The organism is Paenibacillus sp. RS8, from assembly GCF_041956825.1.
GTDB lineage: Bacteria > Bacillota > Bacilli > Paenibacillales > Paenibacillaceae > Paenibacillus_AQ.
On the sequence record NZ_CP168131.1, the window covers coordinates 6,694,341 to 6,711,620 of the forward strand.

The 17,280-nt window shown below is 41.2% G+C and carries 14 protein-coding genes and 4 pseudogenes; 12 read left to right on the forward strand and 6 right to left on the reverse strand.

Annotated elements, in window-relative coordinates:
• Positions 1-8: 8 nt before the first annotated feature.
• The 3 genes from ACDZ28_RS31345 (at position 9) to ACDZ28_RS31355 (ending at position 1,627) form a co-directional block, all read left to right on the forward strand.
• Positions 9-401 carry a DUF4320 family protein gene (locus ACDZ28_RS31345; protein WP_375103636.1) on the forward strand — a complete coding sequence of 131 codons (393 nt, stop codon included), beginning with the start codon at positions 9-11 and terminating at the stop codon, positions 399-401.
• Positions 398-937, forward strand: a complete 540-nt coding sequence (locus ACDZ28_RS31350) for a hypothetical protein (RefSeq protein WP_375103637.1) — start codon at positions 398-400, stop codon at positions 935-937. Before ACDZ28_RS31345 ends, ACDZ28_RS31350 begins: the two co-directional genes overlap by 4 nt.
• A gap of 117 nt (positions 938-1,054) precedes the next feature.
• Positions 1,055-1,627, forward strand: a complete 573-nt coding sequence (locus ACDZ28_RS31355; protein ID WP_375103638.1) for a DUF6550 family protein — start codon at positions 1,055-1,057, stop codon at positions 1,625-1,627.
• A 197-nt stretch (positions 1,628-1,824) separates the two neighbouring features.
• Here ACDZ28_RS31355 and ACDZ28_RS31360 read toward each other — a convergent pair whose 3' ends face one another.
• Positions 1,825-1,974: a hypothetical protein gene (locus ACDZ28_RS31360; RefSeq protein ID WP_169744084.1), complete on the reverse strand. Its 150-nt coding sequence runs from the start codon at positions 1,972-1,974 to the stop codon at positions 1,825-1,827.
• Between ACDZ28_RS31360 and ACDZ28_RS31365 the strand changes: the two are divergent.
• The 6 genes and pseudogenes from ACDZ28_RS31365 to ACDZ28_RS31390 all read left to right on the forward strand — a co-directional run bounded on the left by ACDZ28_RS31365 (position 1,967) and on the right by ACDZ28_RS31390 (position 9,850).
• A pseudogene (locus ACDZ28_RS31365) lies at positions 1,967-3,531 on the forward strand (IS1182 family transposase). The gene ACDZ28_RS31360 and the pseudogene ACDZ28_RS31365 overlap by 8 nt on opposite strands.
• Positions 3,532-3,636: 105 nt before the next feature.
• On the forward strand, positions 3,637-5,385 hold the full coding sequence (locus tag ACDZ28_RS31370) for a hypothetical protein (RefSeq protein WP_375105450.1): 1,749 nt from the start codon (positions 3,637-3,639) through the stop codon (positions 5,383-5,385).
• 18 nt (positions 5,386-5,403) lie between these two features.
• Positions 5,404-6,084, forward strand: a complete 681-nt coding sequence (locus ACDZ28_RS31375; protein WP_375103639.1) for a hypothetical protein — start codon at positions 5,404-5,406, stop codon at positions 6,082-6,084.
• Positions 6,085-6,087: 3 nt separating this feature from the next.
• Positions 6,088-6,921: a C39 family peptidase gene (locus ACDZ28_RS31380; RefSeq protein ID WP_375103640.1), complete on the forward strand. Its 834-nt coding sequence runs from the start codon at positions 6,088-6,090 to the stop codon at positions 6,919-6,921.
• 4 nt (positions 6,922-6,925) lie between these two features.
• Positions 6,926-8,740, forward strand: a complete 1,815-nt coding sequence (locus ACDZ28_RS31385) for a VirB4 family type IV secretion system protein (RefSeq protein WP_375103641.1) — start codon at positions 6,926-6,928, stop codon at positions 8,738-8,740.
• A gap of 93 nt (positions 8,741-8,833) precedes the next feature.
• The gene (locus ACDZ28_RS31390; protein ID WP_375103642.1) at positions 8,834-9,850 is read left to right on the forward strand and encodes a hypothetical protein; all 1,017 of its coding nucleotides are present in this window, start codon (positions 8,834-8,836) and stop codon (positions 9,848-9,850) included.
• 88 nt (positions 9,851-9,938) lie between these two features.
• Here the strand turns inward: ACDZ28_RS31390 and ACDZ28_RS31395 are convergent.
• A pseudogene (locus ACDZ28_RS31395) lies at positions 9,939-10,974 on the reverse strand (IS630 family transposase).
• Between the two features lie 362 nt (positions 10,975-11,336).
• Between ACDZ28_RS31395 and ACDZ28_RS31400 the strand changes: the two are divergent.
• Both ACDZ28_RS31400 and ACDZ28_RS31405 read left to right on the forward strand, forming a co-directional pair.
• Positions 11,337-11,543, forward strand: a pseudogene (locus ACDZ28_RS31400) (DUF6431 domain-containing protein); the annotation flags it as partial.
• Positions 11,526-12,285, forward strand: a pseudogene (locus tag ACDZ28_RS31405) (IS5 family transposase); the annotation flags it as partial. The pseudogenes ACDZ28_RS31400 and ACDZ28_RS31405, both read left to right, overlap by 18 nt.
• A 54-nt stretch (positions 12,286-12,339) precedes the next feature.
• Here ACDZ28_RS31405 and ACDZ28_RS31410 read toward each other — a convergent pair.
• The gene (locus tag ACDZ28_RS31410) at positions 12,340-12,687 is read right to left on the reverse strand and encodes a helix-turn-helix domain-containing protein (RefSeq protein ID WP_375103643.1); all 348 of its coding nucleotides are present in this window, start codon (positions 12,685-12,687) and stop codon (positions 12,340-12,342) included.
• Positions 12,688-12,860: 173 nt separating this feature from the next.
• On the opposite strand from ACDZ28_RS31410, the gene ACDZ28_RS31415 reads away from it, so the two are divergent.
• A complete protein-coding gene (locus ACDZ28_RS31415; protein ID WP_375103644.1) occupies positions 12,861-13,073 on the forward strand; it encodes a hypothetical protein in 213 nt (70 codons plus the stop codon).
• A 326-nt stretch (positions 13,074-13,399) separates the two neighbouring features.
• On the opposite strand, the gene ACDZ28_RS31420 is transcribed toward ACDZ28_RS31415, so the two are convergent.
• From ACDZ28_RS31420 to ACDZ28_RS31430, 3 genes are all read right to left on the reverse strand, one after another.
• Positions 13,400-14,938: a hypothetical protein gene (locus tag ACDZ28_RS31420; RefSeq protein WP_375103645.1), complete on the reverse strand. Its 1,539-nt coding sequence runs from the start codon at positions 14,936-14,938 to the stop codon at positions 13,400-13,402.
• 148 nt (positions 14,939-15,086) lie between these two features.
• Positions 15,087-15,959, reverse strand: a complete 873-nt coding sequence (locus ACDZ28_RS31425) for a carbohydrate ABC transporter permease (RefSeq protein ID WP_375103646.1) — start codon at positions 15,957-15,959, stop codon at positions 15,087-15,089.
• A gap of 16 nt (positions 15,960-15,975) precedes the next feature.
• On the reverse strand, positions 15,976-16,785 hold the full coding sequence (locus ACDZ28_RS31430; RefSeq protein ID WP_375103647.1) for an ABC transporter permease: 810 nt from the start codon (positions 16,783-16,785) through the stop codon (positions 15,976-15,978).
• Between the last annotated feature and the right edge of the window lie 495 nt (positions 16,786-17,280).

The following is a 17,280-nucleotide window of genomic DNA, read 5'->3' on the forward strand; positions in this document are numbered from 1 at the left end:
AATGCTAGGTGTCCATCCTCCGAAGTAAGCGCGGAGAAGGTTACGTCGATGTGGTGGTGCTAGTATTGGCTGCTATATTATGCGTAGCTCTGGCGATCAAGGTGTTTCCGGTCTTTGTCGTAAAGAATCAACTGGACACTTTCGCCGCGGAACTGGTACGAGAAGCTGAGATATCCGGTAGGGTTGGCAATGAGACTAATAGGCGTGCTAGTGAATTACAAACACAAACTGGCCTATACCCTACAATTGTGTGGAGTAGAACCGGAGAAATTCAAATTAACGAAGATGTAACGGTAACTTTGAAAACCACTGTTAACATCGGACTATTTGGAGATTTCGGCTCCTTTCCCATTGAACTCTCCGCTAGAGCTCAAGGAAAGTCTGAGGTGTATTGGAAATGAAGTGGGTGACTAACAAATCCGGAAATGGCTTTCCGTTAGTTGTTGCCATTGTATTGGCAATACTAATGTTTTCTAGTGTAATTTTTGAATATATGAGACTAACGATTATCGCCAGTGGTGTACGTGATGCCGTGCAAAGCTCCATTATTGCCGTGGTTGCTGAAAACTACAGTAATGTATACAGTAGCCTGCGGCAAAGTTACTCCGGCGGTTATTTACGGTCCGAAAACGAATGGCAGGAGCAGGTCTCCACAGGACATATCTATCCTCGGCTACAAGAGAATTTGGGACTGGCCCAACAAGGGACAAGATATGCCAAACTGATTGGAGATCAGGTGGAATATAGTTTATCCGGTTTAGTAGTAACTCTTATCAATGCACCGTTCGCTCCTTCTTCTCCGAACACCATAGAGCAATTCACAGCCGAAGCAGTAATACAGCTAGAAGTGCCACTTTCCTTTGGCTGGGGGCATTTACCTCCAATGAAGGCAGAGTTACATGTTAAAGCAGTATATATGCCTCGGTTCAGCTCATAAACTCATTGAAAAATATTATGTTAGCTAATTTCATTGGATTTTACAGAATTATACAGTAAAATAGAAGTACGGGATCCTTTCGTAAGAACACAAATATGCTATAAGGAGTCGAGAACCATGAAGCGAAAGATATGGGCTTTTGCCGGAGGAATTGTGATTGTTAGCCTTATTGTCACTTGGGCGGCATGGCCACATCAGAACAGTAGTCAAATACCTGAATCAACAAATACTGTATCATCGATAGATCCTTCTAAAATCAATATTTCTGAAATAGAGCCAAGCCCTACTAACTCCTCTCAGAATCCAATCCCAAGTCCATCCCCCATCTCTGTTGCCGAAATCACCCCTCAGCCTACCATATCTGAAACTCCTATACTTCAGCCTGAAAAGGAAAAAAAGAACGTGGAAGTACCTATTACACAACCTGCAAAAACACATAAACCTACCCAGCCACCTAAGCCAAAGGTTAAGGCTTCTACAAAACCACAATCTCCCGCTTCTACTCCAGCTTATGAGGAAAAGACAACTCAACCTAATAAACCAAAAGATGAACCAAAGGCTGGAGCTAAAAATAATGATGGGAAGGTTTACGTTCCTGGCTTTGGATGGGTTGAGGATCAAGGTGACAATAAGGGAAGCACCAGTGAATCAGATGGCGATTGGAACAAACAAGTGGGGTCAATGGACTAGTCCAATTCAATCCTTATTTAAGAAGGGGCTGTCCCATAAGTGAACTGGCTGCTTGGGACCGCCCCGCTGTTTTTGAGTCGGATTGACTTGTGTACGTGGTGTGGACGCTCCGCGAACGGACCCTTGCTCCAATCGCTGTGCTCTCCAGATTTTATTTATTTCCCTTAGCGGTAAAAATCCGGAGACCAAGGCGACCGCTACCGCTTTTCAGCAATCAGTCCGTCCTCTCCGCTGCTTTGAGCAGAAAAAGTTTCTACAATCTTCTTTAAAATCACAAAAAGAAATCGCCCTTTTGGTAAAATGGAGGTACCACCCAACCATTCAAAAGGAGCGATTTCTTTGTACATTCAATATACCATGGACCAACTTTGCTTGCCAATGGATCTGGAAGAAGACATACCGGAAAATCACCTCGTTCGTGTCGTGAACGCAGCCGTCAATCGGCTGGACGACACCATCTTTGACGTTGCCTATCCTGGCGGCGGCCGCGACAGCTACCACCCTAAAATGCTCACCAAAGTTATTATCTACGCGTACACCCAGCAAATCTATTCGTCTCGCCAAATCGCCAAAGCGGTACGGGGGAATATTCCCTTTATGTGGCTGGCCGGACGGCAGCGACCCGACTTCCGCACTTTTATCGCTTCAGTTCCCAGCGAATGAAGGACGTTCTTGAAACGGTATTTACCGCCGTGCTTCAGTTTTGTCTGACGAAAAATACGTTTCGCTAGAGCATTACTTTGTGGACGGAACCAAAATCGAGGCGAATGCCAATCGCTACACCTTTGTGTGGGGCAAAGCGGTCAACAAGAACAAATTGAAATTACAGGAGAAGGTACACGCCCTGTTCGCGAGCATTGAAGCGGCAGAAGACCAAGAAGAACGCGAGCACCACGGAAACGACCTCCTTGAACTCGGGGAGTCTTCTGAGTGGAACAGCGAGAAACTCGAACTAGCAGCGCAGAAGCTCGAAGCCCAGCTATTGGAAAAACCCAAAGACAAGCCCCTGAAAAAAGCCGTTCGGCAGATTCGCAAGGATTTGCTGCCTAGGCTACTGAAGTATGAGCGGTACCAAATACTGCTTGGCGACCGGAACAGCTTCAGCAAGACCGATCCGGACGCGACCTTCATGCGGATGAAGGAAGACCACATGCGGAATGGTCAACTCAAACCGGGTTACAATGTACAGATTGGAACAGAAAACCAATTTATTTTGGCCTACAGCCTACAGCCTACACCCAAGACCTACCGATACCCGTTGTTTACAGCCGCACCTGGAAAAGGCAAGGCAGATCCTAGGAAAACTTCCTGGGACGGTAGTTGCGGATGCAGGCTACTGCAGTGAAAAAAACTACGCCTATCTGGAAAAGAAAGAGATTCAGGCGGTAGTGAAATACGGCAGCTACCATAAAGAAAAGAGCAAAGCATGGAAAGAGAATGTCGGAAAGATTGAGAACTGGACCTATGACAAAGCCAAAGATACGTGGATATGCCCCACCGGACAAACGCTGCATTTCCGCAAGGAAAGTAAGGAACTCTTGGAGAGTGGATATGAAATTGGAAAACGTCATTACCGCAGCTTAAGTTGCGACGGTTGCCCGCTGAAGGAACGGTGTACAAAGGCAACAGGAAATCGGGAAGTGGTTGTAAGTCTGGAACGACTGCGGTACCAGAAGCAAGCTCGGGCAATCTTGCAAAGCGAGGAAGGCTACGCTTTGGCCGTACGTCGAATGACAGAACCGGAAAGTGTGTTTGGACAACTGAAGAATAACCAGGGCTTCCGGTGGTTTATGCTTCGCGGCATGGAAAAAGTGACGCTTGAAGTCGGGTGGCTTTCCCTTGCCCACAATCTACTGAAGCAAGCTGCAAATGACCAATTACGCAGAGCAGCGATCCTCCAATAACAGGAGAATCGCTGCTCTGTTGACTTTTTGCGATTTTGAAAATGAAGAGGGTCTTTCTCCGCTCGTAAAAATCTACTTATGGGACAGCCCCTTCTATTTTTGGAGGTGAATCTTTTGAACCGGCTTCTATTATTTCTTCTTTCTTCAATACTTGCGCTTTCCCTTTTTCAGCTTACTTCTTTTGCTGATGGCACTGGTGATGGGAATATTGATAATGGCGGAGGCGACATGGGATCTGGAACGTCCCAAAATAAGTGGGTACCTGGCTACGATGGGGTTAGAGTGACAGTTATTCGTGTATCAGATGAAGCACCAGTATCTACTCCTGTGGATTATACAAATAAGAAACCTTCATCGAACTTAATTCATTTTGGAAAAGTCAGCAAAATGCAATATCGCAATGGAACAAATCTTAGTGTTCGAGTTGGAGGATATGCTTACCAAACCCCCGCACTGCCAATTCCTCAGATCATCAGTTCAGGTGGAGGCATAACGAATATCGAGGTTATAAAAAAGTACTTTTGCTCTGAAGGAGCAATAAAAATGATTTCAAATGATACAGCAATAGACTATGACCTCTTAACGATTGGCAACTATAAGCTGCTCTTAGAGCCGATAGCCTACTTTACTTTTGAAGGTGGCTTTATAGGAATGACAGCTCATGAAACTGCATTATACGATCAAATTCTAAACGGTGGCTTACGTTCCAAAATGGTTAGCCTTACCCATCAGAATTTACCACTTTCAATGTTCTTAGAGACTTCCGACCTTGGCTTCCCCGCTTGGAATAGTTCTACGAGCAGTCGTGTTAGTAACGATCAAATAATTACTTCCCTTGGTTTGGGTATCGTCCGCTTTAGTAACGTCCCTACTATCCCCTCCCCCAGTCAGACGAGCTACCAATACCGAACAGATACCGATGTGATTACCTCCGTTCATCTTTCCACCTCTGCTGAAATCACACCTGATAATCCGGCAAGAGTTGCATTTGCGATTATGGGCAGCACTTACACAGTGACGAATATCGTCATTCCTGAAGGCGACAGTCAGTTGGTTTGGATAAAATGGCACACACCTAGCAGTCCACAATCAGTTTCCATTCAGGTGAGTTCAACTAACGGTACACTTAGTGTCTCTTCTATAACAGCTTCTATTGTCGATCTAAACCAAAATCCCCCACCCAATCCTACTGCCAAAGATCGTAACGATTCATTTCATCTCCCTACAGTTCCTAACTATCCATCAAAAACTACTGCCTCCTGGGGAATCTGGTCGGCTAGTTGGCATGAATACTGGATCTGGATTTCTAACTGGCAATGGCACAGTACCGGAAAAGATACCGGCTATTGGATAGACTATGGATATTGGGAAGATCGAGGTTGGTGGGATTATATCTGGACTAGTTATTTCGCTTCCCTCTCTGCCACTCAATCAGTCGTCCCCGATACTAAATCACCATCTCTTTCCTCCAGTAAGATGAAATCAGGATATGGCATTGAGATATCTAACAACAGCGCTATCTCTTCTAATGCTCCTAGTAGTAACATCACCGGTGCTCAGCACGCAGTTACCTATTTCCCGGAGTTTTCTTATCAAACCTACTGGCGACTACATGACTTGAAATCTGGTGGAGTAGACGCCTATTTTTGGTTAAAGAGCAATGAATACTCCTCCTACCAAAGTCGAGTGCACTTTACGCCGGTGTGGTTCCCTGATGGACCCTATATCCCAATTACACGTATTCTGGATGCCTGGACACCCGAAGGCATGTTGACTCTTCAACTGCAAGAAACGATTACAATCTCCGGGAACCTATTCTCTGATTGGCATATTGCACCGAAAAAAACAAAATAGAAAGTTGGTGCTGCTTTTATGCTGCTGCCCATCATTGTACTGCTCCTCTGCCTTCTTGGCGGAGGAGCAGTTTTATTTCGCCTCATGAAAAGTAAATCAAAATCCAACATCACCACTGACCTTGCCATGCAAACAGCACAAGAATTCGTACAAGTACAAGACATTCATTGGAACTTCCTTCATACACAAGACGGTTGGCTGATGAGCTATTTACGGATCTTCCCGATTAGCCTGGATTTATTGAGTACCTCTGAAAAGCGGATGCTTATTAGCAAGCTGACAGCTGAATTATCTTCTTTCAACTTTCCATTTAAGTTTCTTGCGGTAAGCCGCCCTGTAGATATATCCCCTCTAATTTCAGAACTCAGTGCATTACTCTCTACAGCAGATCCTAAGCAGAAAGAACTGCTCCGGCAAGAAATGTTGGAGATGAACACGCTCACTCTCTCAGGTGAAGTAGTTGAGAGACAATTTTATTTAATCCTCTGGCAGCGACAAAATGAGGGGGCTGAACGGGAGCTCTTGGACAAAGCCAAACGGCTTGCCCAGCATTTTGAAGATGGCCAAGTGCAGACCCAACTTTTAAAACAGCAAGACATCGTTCAGTTATGTAACCTAGTTAACAATCCCTCTTACACTCACCTCGAAACGACCGAACCAGAAAATGTGATTCCGTTTCTTGCGAAGTTGGAGGTGTAGAATTTGGATCCCTTCACCGCGAAGTTACTCTCCAAAATATCCCAGAAAATTGATTCCGACGAACAAGCTCGCAAACGAATATTGCTGCTGGTTTTAGTTCCGGCAGCCACCTTGTTAGTTCTCATCGCTATGGTTCTACAACTGCTTACCTCCCCCATAGAGTCACTCAAAATTTGGCTCTCGGCTGATGAAGCTCCCATTGTAAATGAAATGCGTATCGACTATGGCTTTACACAAATTCTACAAAATACCGACGAGGGTTATTTAGAAAGTCAGGGACAGCAATATGAGGGAGTAACGTTTAAGGATGGAAGTCGTGAAGTTGTCTACTACAACCAAATGGACTCCCGTTGGGCAGATAAGCCTTACGGTCCCAGGGATACCATTGGAGTGTCTGGATGCGGTCCAACTTCATTAGCAATTGTTGTATCGACGTTTTCAGATAAAAGTATCGATCCTGTGACTATGGCTAAGTGGGCCTATGACAATGGTTATTTAGCTGAAGGAACCGGCAGCTACCATAGCTTGATTCCTGATGGAGCTCAGCATTTTGGTTTGAATGTGCAAGGTGCAGCTCAAAAAGACAGACAAACTATTATTAATGCCTTATACAGTGGAAAACTTGTTGTTGCCATTATGGGTAAAGGTCATTTCACTTCCTCCGGTCATTTCATGGTACTTCGAGGTGTCACCACTGAAGGCAAAATTCTTGTCGCCGATCCAGCTAGTAGAAAGCGAAGCGAGCAGGCATGGGATTTCTCGACTATTCTGAACGAAGCCCGAAAGAATGCAGCAGCAGGTGGCCCCTTCTGGATCATAAGCAGAAAGGAGAAATGATATTTTGAAACCCACATTTCCATCTCTATCTGTGAATCCATCGCTTTTAAACGCAATCACTCCTATGGGCTTGGAGTTTTCTCGTAATGCCCTTGTGATTGGTGAACAAACAGCTAAAATGTATGGCGTCATTCAGTATCCTCCCAAAGCAGAAGTCGGTTGGCTCTCCACTCTAACCAATATTCCATCTACCATGGTATCTATCGGTTTTCAACCTATAGACAATAGCGCCTTAATCTCCGCAATATCCAAATCCATTACACAAAATCGCAGCATGGCTGACAGTGCTAAAGATCCTCTAACCCGTCAACGAGCAGACAAGGCATCTACGGACGGTGAGAATATTATGATGCAGATTGACCAAAACGGTGAAACGGTTGGCCTTATGAATATAATGGTCATGCCATTTGCGGAAGATGATAAGCAGTTCACTCGCGCATGTAGACGTGTTGAAAACACCTTAAGTATGATGCGCTGCAAAATTCGCAACCTGGCCCATCTTCAAAAAGAGGGCTTTCGTCACCTATCCCCCATGTACCCGGCACAAGATCAAATTGGGGATATCCTAAATAAAATCATGCCGATGAGTACCTTCGTTGGAGGCTTCCCCTTTGCAAGCTCTGGCTTCAACGACGGAAATGGTTATTATTTCGCTAAGGACGCTAGCGGCGGATTGGTCATCGTCGATACATGGAAACGTGGCGGCGACCGAACCAATTCAAACATCGTCATAATGGGCGTAGCCGGCGTAGGTAAATCTACAGCTGTAAAACATGTGGCACTTAGTGAATACATGAAGGGTACCAAAGTTATTTTTATTGATCCAGAGTCGGAATATAAGGAGCTTTGCCAGAGGCTAAATGGCGACTGGATAAACGCGGGAGGTGGATCGAATGGTAGAATTAATCCGCTGCAAATTCGGCCAGCTCCCCGCGATGAAGAGAATGAGGAATTTCCATTATATAAGGATGACGGTCACGGAATGTCCGACATGGCGCTGCATCTGAAGAATCTGGAAATCTTCTTTAACCTCTACATCCCTGATCTTACAATGATGCAAAAAGCTGTTCTCAAACAGTGCTTGATTGAGTTATATAATCAGTTTGAGATTACTTGGACCACGGATATTATGAAACTAACCAGCACCAACTTCCCTACTTTTTCTGACCTCTACGCTCTGATTCATGGCCAGGAAAAGAAGCTTGGAGATGAAGTTTATAAAGATTTGTCCCTACTGCTGCATGATATTGCACATGGTGGGGACTCTTTTTTATGGAATGGTCACAGTACCATACAAACCCATAGCCGCTGCATTTGCTTGGACACGCATACTCTTCAGAATACTTCTGAGAATATCAAGAGAACCCAATACTTTAACCTCTTATCCTGGTGCTGGGAGCAAATGTCTCAGGACCGGACAGAGCGCGTCCTGCTGATCTGTGATGAGTGTTATTTGATGATCGACCCTAACGTCCCGCAGAGCCTAGTATTCTTACGAAATGTAGAGAAACGCTCTCGAAAATATGAAGCCGGACTTGCAATTATCTCTCACAGTGTTGTCGACTTTCTAGCTCCTGAAGTTAAGATGTACGGGCAAGCACTCTTGGATATTCCTTGTATCAAAATGCTGATGGGAACAGACGGGAAAAACCTCCAGGAAACGCGAGAGCTTTACAACCTAACGGATGCAGAAGTGGAACTTCTTGCTAGCAAAAAGCGTGAACATGCTTTGTTGATGATTGGCTCCAAGAGATTGCATGTCCACTTTGATATCCCAGAATATAAGTTTGCTTATATGGGAACAGCAGGAGGACGATGAGCGTGGACAAAAAGAAACAGCTCATAGAGCTTTTCTTCTACATGGGACTGGTGGTCATCGGGATCATTTTGTTATTCAAGAAGGAAGGGTAAAATGATGATTCTATATCTGACGAGTAGTAACAAAGTTAATCTGCTTGATTTTATTGAGGAAGAGTTTGAACTGCCAGTAAAGAAGCTAATCGGGTCGTTTTCTCTCAATTCCTTTGTTGTCAAAGATATGCGGTTCTATAGTCATGTTCGCTATTTAGCAATTGACCGTGGAGCAATAAATGAGACTGACGAAGAAATGATGCAAGCAATTTTATCATTTCAGATGATGTATGAAATGAGAGTTATTGTGATTTCGGAAGGGCTGCCGGAGAGCAGTCCTTTTTTACAAGGACTGCTCCAGGCAGATGTTCCGAATGTAGTTACTGCTGAAGCTATAGAAATGATACAAGGTGAGCTCCGAGTGTGCTTTTCCGAAGTGGGAATGCTGCGGCGAAATCCTGCAGGAGAGTCAATCTCATTAGATGAGATACATCAACTATCACCAGTGGAAGAAATAACACAATTTCGGTTTGACTGCACTAACGTTACGATTGCCATCGCGGGATTCGACCGGCGCGTTGGTGTGACTACAACTGCATTTAATCTGGTTTGTTGGATAAACGCCCACGGAGGAAGTGCATGTTACGTTGAGGCAAATACTAACAATCATTTAGCTCATATTATTCAGTTATTCAAACCCGATAAATCTGGTAACGCATATTCAATGGAAGGTTCTGACTTCTATATGACGAAAGAATTAAATCATAATTATAACTTCATAGTGATTGACTGCGGTATGTTAAGGGAACCGAAGATTCAAGACTCTTTTGTAAACTCAGACATTCGATTGCTCTGTAGCTCGGCAATGCCTTATGAACTGGTTAACTTTTACAGGGCTATGAAACGCTGTAAAGACCACTCTGTAATAACGTTAGGATTATTTGTGCCGGATAATATTAAACCCTATCTGTCACAGAGCATCAGCCAGGACATTATTTTCTGCAATGCATCTCATGACTTATTTGATTCAAAAACAAATGGCGAGATATTCAAAAAGATATTACACGCATATCTATAAGGCTGAATAAATATTAATTAAATATATTTAAACAATTTCAACTCTAACTTCGGAAAGAAATGTATGCTATATAAGTTGAACTGAATAATTACACATTAAGACACAGTCGATCAATCACTTCGAATGGATTCTGATTGATACGTTTCATGAATCGGCTGACAGCCGTTCGAATCTTGTACGTTTTATCGTAGAAAACGTTATGAATCACATCGCTTTTGAGCCACTTCCAAAGACCCTCAATAGGATTTAGATCTGGAGAGTATTTGGGCAGAAACACAAATTGGAGTCGGGGATTATTCTGTAGAAAATCTTCAATGGCAGCTGCTTTATGGATACGTCCATTGTCCAGTACCACAATGATTTGTCCGGTAGAATATTCGGTGAGAAGCGATACCAAGAAGTACATGAACGCCTTTGCATCGTAAGATTCACTTTCCTGGTAAAATACTTTTTCCGTTGCATAGTCCAGTGTTCCAAAGAGTTTAGCACCCTCATGCTTGCCATACGTTTAACCTGACGCTGGTGTCCTCGAAGAAACCAGTTGTACTGCAGGGACTGGTAGGCACGAATCATGGATTCGTCTTCAAAGAGCAAGTGATCAATTTGTCCGTCCATGAGCATTTTTTTAAATCCATTGCGGTTTTCTCCCAAAACTCTTTTTGCTCTTCGGGATCCGCAGCCGCCAAGGTGTACGTTGCTTTCTTGTAGCTAACCCCAAGTCGGTATAAAAGTAAAGACAGACCACGCAAGTTAAATGTTTTCCCGAATTCACGTTCAATATAACGAGTGGCAAGTTTCAACGTCCAGGTGTATTTGGCTTCAAATCCAACGCCTGCTGGACGCTGGTTGATGAGCACTTGGGTAAGTTGATCGGTTTGTTGATCTGTCAGTTTTGGAGGCTTACCCGACGAATGATCCATCTCCAATGCACATAGACCACCATCCTTATATTTATGCACGTAACCACCTATGGTTTTTCGCCTGCGATGAAGGGTTGTAGCGATTTGCTCAAGGGTCTGTCCTTCCAAACGAAGGCGAATCGCAAGATAACGCTCATAGATTCGCTTATCTGTTGTTTGCTTCATGGCTTGTTCCACCGCTTCGATTTCGTTCGCAATTCCCATTTTCTTCACGTCCTTTTTAGATCGTCTTGCTCTTTATTTCCCGATTTTGGACATGAAGGATAATTCGGGTAGAACTTTTATTCAACTTATATAGCAGTAATATTTCTGCTGACCCATAACGCCGCGAAGCTGGCGGGATTGCCTGTCCGGAAGTTGCCGGATATAATGACCGTATTCTAACAAAGGAAAATGGATACCTCCGTGGCGTTGGTTACCTGCTGGAACAGGCCGCGCCGCAAATATCTTTCATCACTAGACATGGTCATTGTAACAAAGTATGCGCTGGTTGAAAAGATCCTTGGTGATTTTTGTGAGGGGTGCGGAGGAGGTTCCCTGCCCGTGCTGCACAGAAAAATTAGAGGTTGTCGGTTGTCGGTTGTCGGGAGCGGAAGGTCCGGGGTGGGGGCGGTGAGCTGCGTCGACTCGTGATTCGTAGGCTACGGTGTGCGGGATGCCGCAAGATTCACCATGAGCTCCCGGATCTACTCGTGCCCTACAAACGCTACGAATCGGGAAGAATTGAACAGGTGCTCACGGAGCCGGAGGTGTCCGTGAGTGTCTGTGCAGAAACGTCTACGTTAGATGGACAGTGGGATCAAATTAAGGATCTATTTCCACCTTACACAACAGGACGTCCGTCAAAATTAAGTGAACGGACCATGTTTAACGCTTTTCTATGGATTGCTCGGAGTGGTGCAGCCTGGCGCGATCTACCGGAAGAACGCTATGGTTCATGGAAAACAGTGTACAGTCGCTTCTGCAAGTGGCGAGATAGCGGACTGCTTGTCACAGTGTTCCAAGCCCTTCAGGTCGAACCTGACTTTGAAAACTTAAGTATTGATTCAACATCGGTTAAAGCCCATCAACACAGTGCCGGTGCAAAAAAACGCAGACGGACACGAAGTAAATCAGCACATAGGCGTCAGCCGTGGCAGAAAGACAACCAAACTTCACACTGTTGTCGATGGATTAGGAAACCCTCTAATTTTTCTTCTAACGGGAGGTCAAGTCTATGAATCCGTTCCAGCGATCGAATTGCTGCAGGAGCTAGACATTACGGGAAGCCATATTCTTTGCGACAAAGCCTATGGCTCCGGAGCGATTCGGAATTGGATCACAGCAAAACAGGCATCCTACACCATCCCGCCTAAAGCGAATAGTCAAAACCCATGGAACGTCCATTGGTATCGGTATAAAGAACGCCACTTAGTGGAGTGCATTTTCAATAAAATCAAACACTTTCGCCGTGTGGCTACTCGCTACGACAAACTAGCCAAGTCATTCTTGGCGTTTGTATACGTGGCTGCCATTTTCAACTCAATGAAGTGTTTTCAGACACGACTTAATAGCTTACCTCGTGTATCGTTATTTTTTCTTGGTGCTATTTAGTTTAAATTTAGCATAGTCAAGGATCTCTAATTGGGCTTCATGGGAAAGTATTTTCATGACATCAATTAACTCTTCCTCATTACTTATTGTGTCTTTAAAAATTATCTTCGCTGATTTATTACCTTCATTTCCTTTTAAAATAAATTCTAAACTGACTCCATAATTTTCATGTATAGATAGAACCGTTTCAACCGAGGGATTACAATGACCTTGTTCTATATCGCTAAGAGTCCCTTGTGAGATATCTATTTGCTTGGAAAAGTCAATTTGGGTTAATCCCATTCTTTTTCTTAATAATCGAATGTTTTCTCCAATTTTATTCATAACTTCTCCAAATTTCCGATTCGGAAAGTGCTATTTCATCGTTCGGATTTTCAATCTTATGAGAAGACACTTTCCGAATAATTGTAATCTAAAGCAACAACCACTCAAATCCCTTAATATAAGCATTTATCTCGAATTTTATGGGATTTCTATGACAAACCTTCAGGTTATCTATGACATTAGTACATCCTGCGTGTGACAACATTACGTATTACCCACAGTTGTTTACGGAGGCGGCGATGGATGAAATCTACAGTTACTCTAGCGGAGCCGCCCGGCTGGTGAACAAGCTGTGTACACATGCCTTAATCTACGGCGCACAGAACAAGCACCGGATTGTGGACGACCAAATGGTCAAGCGTGTGATTCAGGGAGAATTGTCATGATTCTCTCTGTTATTCTCCATTGCTGCGGACAGATTGACCGTTAATAGCAGGACATCTCATGCCCTCAACCTCTGGACATTATGGGCTAGAAGTAACACAGTAACACTAAAGTAAGTCCGTTGGATGAAATTATCCACAAGACGTATAGCATAACACCAAAAAGATTGAAACAGCAAAAAGACGACATTTCATTCTAGAAAACTTAGAATGAATGCCGTCTTTTCAGATGTTCACTTTTTAGATGTCTAGGAATGCCATATTTTTCATTGGTTTGCTATTAAGAATTTCTTTGGAGATTTGAGCTTCGAAAGTTGAGTAAATTAAAATTATTGTTTTATTCTGTTCTTCCAGGCATCATTATACATCTCAGTAAGTTTTTCACTACCTTTAGCTTCAAATTCTTTTACAGTTTTATCCCAATCATCAATTGAACTTTTCCCGAAAATATATTTTTCCATTGTAGTATTAGCAAAATCTGTAAGTGTTGAAGAATACATTTTACTTTTATCAATATTTTCTACTGTCAACGGTGATTTAGGATTAGGCATTGGTACAATATTATCTTTAGCTATTTTGTCAAATAAGTCTATTTGCTCTTTTGATAAAGAACTAAATAAAAAATCTGAGTGTTGTCTTACTGCTAGACTATTATTATTCAAACCATATACAGCATTATAATCAACGTTATCATCAACATATTTTAATACTCCATTTTCTTCTTTATAAGTTTCATCTTTAACACCAAACGTTAATAAAACTTCAGCTTCATCAGTGTAACACCAGTCAATAAATTTTAATATATCTTTAAAGTCCTTATCATCTTTCAATGTTGCAGGGAAAACCCAACCTTGCGCAGCTTGACTCTTCCAAGAGATTGCATAATTGCCATCTATACCTTTCAATGGGTAAATAGGAGTCATGTTAAAATCAGCATCATTTTGTTTGCCTTGAAGATTATATCTCTTTATATTTCCTGTCCAATCATATAATATAAAAGCATTACCTTTTACAATTTTTTGTTCATAAACAGTACTATCTAAAGTTGCAAATTCTTGATCTAGAACACCATCTTGAAATAACTTGTTAGTAAATTGCAACATATTCTTCCAATTATCTGTGCTTGGTCCAAATGTCCATGAATCAGTTTTAGCATCATAGTATTCTCCATTTTCTAATGACCAACCAGCTGCTGTTCCAAATCCAGCAGCAATAGCTGCCATAATGTTACCGGAACCAAAACGATTTATAAGAGGTGTGGAATTAGGATAAATTTGCTTAAGTTTAAATCCAGCTTCATACATTTCTTCTAAGGTTGTAGGAATTGGAATGTTATTTTTTTCAAAGACATCTTTTCTTATTAACCATTGTTGATCTTGAAGCCTTGTTTCGTGAGCGTTTACTGGTAATGTATAGTAATTTCCATCTGACAATCTAGTTCTTTCAATTTCTTCTTTCATACCGCTCTCTTCTAAAAACTTCTTATAGTTAGGCATTTCATCTTCATATTGGCTAATAGGAAGAAGTAATCCAGATAATCCATCTTCTTCAGAAGCAAATGTTTTAGTGATTATATCTGGAATGTCCCCAGAGTTAAAAACGATTTGTTTTTTCGCTTCGAAATCTGACTCTGGTACTGCCTGTACACTAATTTCTGCACCAGTATGTTCTTTTATAATATCCCATACTTTCCAGTCAGCTTTATATGGATAACTCGCGTTATCTGAATAAAGCATTGATATTTCAAATGAATCATCTGAACCATCCTTAGCTGGGCCTGAATTTGATGAAGAGTTTGACTCTGAACATCCTGCAATCATAGAGATTGCTAGAGCTGTCATTAATACTGTTGAAATAATTTTTTTCATTTTTTACCCTCCATTGAAAAATATTTTGTTAAACGTTTACAAAATTATATATATATTATTTTGTAACAATGTTCAAGAATCTTTCATCTAGAATTTAATATAGAAAGGTATATCTTGCTAGCAGTTCCAAGTTCTATAAGCTTTGTCTTTATCCTTTAATAGCTCCTATCATAACTCCTTTAACAAAGTGCTTTTGAACAAATGGATAAATGCATAATATAGGAGTTATTACAAGCATCATTGAAGCGGCTTGTATGCCTTGCGGGATTGATTTAACTGAAGCATCTATAGTTTGGCCGGTTTGAGATGCCATAGTTGCTCCCATCATTACATTTCTAAGGTATAAAGTTACTGGATATTTAGCACTATCATTAATATAAATTAGAGCAGTGAACCAATCATTCCAATATAAAACTGCTGAAAATAAAGTCATTGTAGCCAATATAGGTTTAGATAATGGAAGTACTATCTTAATAAAGAAACTAAATTGTCCTAAACCGTCTACATATGCAGCTTCCTCTAAGTCTCCTGGTAATCCTTCAAAATAAGTTTTCATAAGCAGTATATGATAGGGGACTATTACCCATGGTATAATAATCGCCCAAATGCTATCAGTTAAATGTAAATCTTTCACAAGCATGAAGGTCGGAATTAATCCACCTCCAAAAAACATAGTAAATATTATAAGGCTTAATATTACCTTTCTTCCTAGCAAAATCTTTTTAGATAAAGCATACGCACACGTAGTTGTTAATATTAGGCTAATAACTGTACCAGCAATCGTATACCAAATAGTATTTATATAATTCCCCCAGAACAATGATTCTTTTGCAATATCTCTATAGGTAGTTAAAGTGAAATCTATTGGAAATAATGTTACTTTACCATTTAAAATCGCATCAGTACTACTTAGAGATAAAGCTAATTGGTTGAAAATTGGATATATTGTCATTAAGGTCAAGCATGCCATTAGAGTCAAATTCGTGATGTCAAATACTTTTCTACTTCTACTTTTTTTCATTTAAACCCCACCATCCTTACCATAATCCACTTCCCCAATATTTCTTGGTGATTTTATTAGTCATCCATAACAATACCAAGCTAATTACACTTTGGAACAAGCCAACTGCGGTACCATAACTAAAGTTATTTCCAATAAGACCTATTCTATATACAAAAGTTTGGATAATATCTGATGTACCATATGTTGAAGGAGTATACATTAAAAGTATTTTTTCAAAGCCTAGATTGAGTATATTACCAACGGCTATAATAAGATTTATTGCTATTGTTGGCAAAAGCAATGGCATAGTAATATGAAAAGTTTGTTGAAGTCTACTAGCACCATCAACCATAGCAGCTTCATATTGTTGTTGATCAGCTGAAGCTAAAACTGCCATATAAATTATTGAATTCCATCCTAGAAACTGCCATATTTCTGAAACAATATATACTGGCCTAAACCACGATGCTTCATTTAAAAAATAAATAGATCCAATACCTATTTTCTCTAGTAACAAATTTACAATCCCGTTAGATGGTGATAATATTGTATTTAATATCATTATTACTACAACTGCAGATAAGAACTTAGGAATAATAGTTACTGATTGAGCTACTTTCTTGAAATACTTCCCATTAATTTCATTAAGCATTAAAGAAAAAATTATAGGTAACGGAAATGTAATTAGTAAAGTCACAAAACTAAGTACTAGGGTATTTTTAAACGCACTCCAAAATTGCGGATCTTGTAAAAACATTTCGAAATATTTAAAGCCTTCCCACTTCACTCCAAAATAAGATTGTCCAGGCACATACTTTCTAAAAGCAAGAATGTTTCCCGCCATAGGAATATACTTGAATATTATAAAGTAAAAAACAGGCACCAACAAAAATAAATATAATGTATAATTTCTTCTAAATGATTTATTTATTAGATTGAAATTCTCTCCAATTCTCATTATCATATTACTACATTCCACTCCTCTCAATTTCATGACTATTTACTGTAGATCCAAAAGCACTTACAGTTGTGTTTTAGACATATTGTTATATTCATCTCCCACTATAAAAATAATTACTGCTTTCGTTTGCTCGCTCGATCTAAGATTTCCTCTTATTTGACAGAATGAGAGATGAAGAAGCCATGCAAGAATGACACCGTTTCCGATGAGACCGTTGGCAAGAAAGAAAACGACAGGGGGATAGTTTTTCTTAACCTAACGGTATGTTTTGGGTTACTCTTGAATATCCACACCTGTCTCCTGACAGCGGATTATCCCATGCACGAGATTCATTGTTCTAACATTCCTTCTTTCGACCTCTTAAGATATTTCGCCTAT